Origin of the sequence: Pseudomonas sp. KCJK9111, assembly GCF_046231935.1 — a bacterium.
GTDB classification, from domain to species: Bacteria; Pseudomonadota; Gammaproteobacteria; order Pseudomonadales; family Pseudomonadaceae; genus Aquipseudomonas; species Aquipseudomonas parafulva_B.
In genome coordinates, this window is record NZ_JBJJMO010000123.1 from 1 (window position 1) to 3,082 (window position 3,082).

The following is a 3,082-nucleotide window of genomic DNA, read 5'->3' on the forward strand; positions in this document are numbered from 1 at the left end:
CGCCAGGCTGGCCTGCGTGCGAAGGTCTTGGATTTGGCGGAGAGCAATGGCGGTTGGGTGGCGATTCAGCACCTTTTGCGTTCGATTCAAGCACGTCAGAGATTTCTGGATTCGGCCAGCAGCATTCCTCAGCAAAGACGATTCATTTTCGCGGGCGCGAAAATGAGTGCGTTAAATGGCCCCCCATTTGTTAAGCAGCCGTGTACCAGCAACGACAAAAAATTGGGTTTTCCTTACAGCGCTCACGCGGAATTAGCCCTTTAAAACCTTGCTGAGCAAGCGAGAGCAACACTGCTGCAACGTCCGGAATATCTTGCAGGGATAGGAGTGCTGCAGGGCAAGACAGGTGAAGTTAGCTAACGCATCTTCACGTCTTGCCCATTCGCCTACCGGCTCACGGGAGCAGTTTCCGAATCGGAAACTGTAAACCTCTACTAGCTCGATGCCTCTTGCAAACGAGCTCATCGGGGTTATTCTGGTTTTTTCACCCTTCCCATTTACTGGTAGGGTCGTGAGGTTTACCGATAAATAGCCTTTTTAGGCTTCTGGTTTACCGATACGCGCATTATATTTATCCATTTTTAAAATCTACAACCCTTGAATAACAAGGGCTATAGCGGTTTTTTTGGGTTAAAAACAAAACCACTCTATCTAGATAGACGTACATCGAGTAGGTATGCTTTTGCCAGCGCTCTATTTTTTGGTGACTTTATGGAAATTTTCACTGCGTTCATTTCTGCAATTTCGGATGCCAACCCAATGGTTCTGGTAACCGTAATTTCTGTCGTAGCTCTCCTGGTCGTAGCCGAATGTGTTCGGCAGCTGTGTAAGGCAATGAGGAAGGATTGATGGCCAGAAAGTTTTGCATGTGCCCTACCTGGTGGGTCAGGGACAAAGATGGCCTATCGAGGTTTTCTGCTGGCAAGGATGCTGGCCAAAACATTGCCGCTTTGAAATGTGTGCTTGCGATCTCAACGGCAGTAGATTTCCACACCAGGAAGGCGAAGCTATCGCTCTCAGATCTGGAGACCTTGACTGGTCTTTCGCGACCTATGGTGATTCGTGGTTTAGCCAAGCTGCAGGGCTTTGGGATCGTTGCGGTAGGTAAGGACAGCCGTGTTCATGAATACGAACTTACGGTTTTGAAAAATGACGACCATTGGGGGAAGGTGCCCTATGACCGAATTCTGAAGCAGTTGCGGACGTTGCCGAACAGAGGTGCGATACCGCTGACTGCACTGAAGCTCTATCTGCTACTGATTGCTTATCGTCCCAACTCATCTGAGACGGTGCTTATTGGATACGACCTTATTGAGAAATATTTGGCCTGCCAGCGTTCGCAAATACGGCCTGCCCTGGACATCCTCTATACCCACACCTTGATCAGTGTTGCTCTTGAAGGTGAGGAGAGGAGGCGGCGACACAATGCATATCAGGTTTTAGGCCTCTGATTTTTTTGTGTCATTAGCGGATTTAGCGGGTCAAGGGCCGATCCCCCGGCTCGTCGGGGAAGCGCTTCATCTCCCCGGCGAACGGAGGTACGGGCGAAGCGAACCCTTGAGCCCACGCGTAGAAAAACGCTAATGGCTGGTGGCTGGGGGGGCTTTTCCCCCAGCCGCCTGCCTCGCGGCGAGCAGCCCCCGGAGGGCCGCCGGAGGCATTTGAATTTTTTGTGCAAAGTGGGCTGCTGACACACCTTCTGGTGATGGCAACCTATCGGCATGGCAATCAAGGTTGGTGACTATATGTACCAGTTCTTGAAAAAGGCTGTGAGTCTCAATGAGTTGGCCGTGGTATCGGCTTGAATCGAGGCGGCTCGCAGAGCAAGATGAACGGAGCGCTCATAGGAAAAATGAGACGCCAAAAACAACAAAACCCGGATCAAAGCGCGCCAACGCTCCCCGGGTTTCATCGTTAAGATTCGGGGATAGTATGACCACCGTGCACGTGATTTATCAAGTGCCGACCCCCGCCAGGACTGGCGGAGGTGGGCGTGACAGCACCAGGTTTAGGGCGTAACGCCGTTGGTCGGGGCGGCGCCTCGGGAAGTACACGAAATCCTCTACCCCCCCAGGACTTGCGAGCGAAGCTGCAGGCCAACCGGGCTGAGCGTTATGACCTCCTTGCATCTGCACGGGCCCTGTTCCTCCATGAGGGGAAACGGGAAGGACTGCTGCACCCGCAAGACTGGCATCGCACGGCCAAGTGCAAATGGACGCCAGTGGCGGGAATGGTCGGCGTGCACGCCTCGCGCGAGCATGGCAGTGCTTTCTACAGCGGAGTGATGAATTGCGGCAGTGTTTGGGCGTGCCCGGTCTGCGCTGCGAAGGTTCAGGAGCGTCGCCGTGAAGAGGTGGCCAAGGCTGTGGCCTGGGCTGATGCCCAGGGCCTGCAAACGGCGATGGTGACCCTGACGTTCCCTCACTACGCCTGGGATGAACTGACGGATCTACTGGAGCAGCAGAAGACCGCGCTGAAGTACCTGCGCGAGGGTTCGCCTTGGAGCCGTTTCAAAAAATCCACGGGTTACCAGGGATTGATCCGTTCGCTTGAACTGACCCATGGCGACAATGGCTGGCATCCGCACACCCACGAACTGTGGTTCGTCGATGCCGGTACCGATGCCGACAGCATGAAAAAGACTGTGCTCGAGCGTTGGAAGACCAGCTGCGCACGTGCGGGTCTGATCGACCTGGACAACGCTGCCCAGATCGCCGCGTTTGAATCGCACGCCGTCGATGTGAAGGGTTGGTGTACTGCTAGCGACTATTTGGCTAAGCAGGATGACAGCCGCCATTGGGGCGTGGATGCAGAGATCGCTAAGGCTTCGACCAAGGCCGGTCGGGCCAAGGGTAAGCATCCCTTCGCACTGCTCGCCCTGTTCCAAGACGGTGATTGGAAGGCTGGCCATCGATACCTGGACTACGCCGCGGCGATGAAGGGCAAGCGTCAGTTGTTCTGGTCAGCAGGGCTCAAGGCGAAGGTCGGCGTGATCGAGCAGAGCGACGAAGAGGTGGCGGAGGAGCAGCGTGATGACGCTGACTTGCTCGGTCATTTGGAGATCGAGCAGTGGAAGCTGATC

Annotated in this window: 3 protein-coding genes; all 3 read left to right on the top strand. The window is 54.7% G+C overall.

Annotated features, from left to right (window positions below; all coding sequences use genetic code 11):
* A partial coding sequence (locus ACK59L_RS21430; RefSeq protein ID WP_409275931.1) for a hypothetical protein occupies positions 1 to 264 on the top strand: 264 nt, incomplete at its 5' end.
* 584 nt (positions 265 to 848) lie between these two features.
* The gene (locus tag ACK59L_RS21435) at positions 849 to 1,451 is read left to right on the top strand and encodes a hypothetical protein (RefSeq protein WP_409275933.1); all 603 of its coding nucleotides are present in this window, start codon (positions 849 to 851) and stop codon (positions 1,449 to 1,451) included.
* Positions 1,452 to 2,239: 788 nt separating this feature from the next.
* Positions 2,240 to 3,082 (top strand): protein rep (locus ACK59L_RS21440; RefSeq protein ID WP_409275935.1); only part of this gene is annotated, 843 nt, incomplete at its 3' end.

What these genes read in the sequence shown, in the direction of transcription:
- ACK59L_RS21435 (WP_409275933.1), top strand. Translation starts at nt 849, where the DNA reads ATGGCCAGAAAGTTTTGCATGTGCCCTACCTGGTGGGTCAGGGACAAA.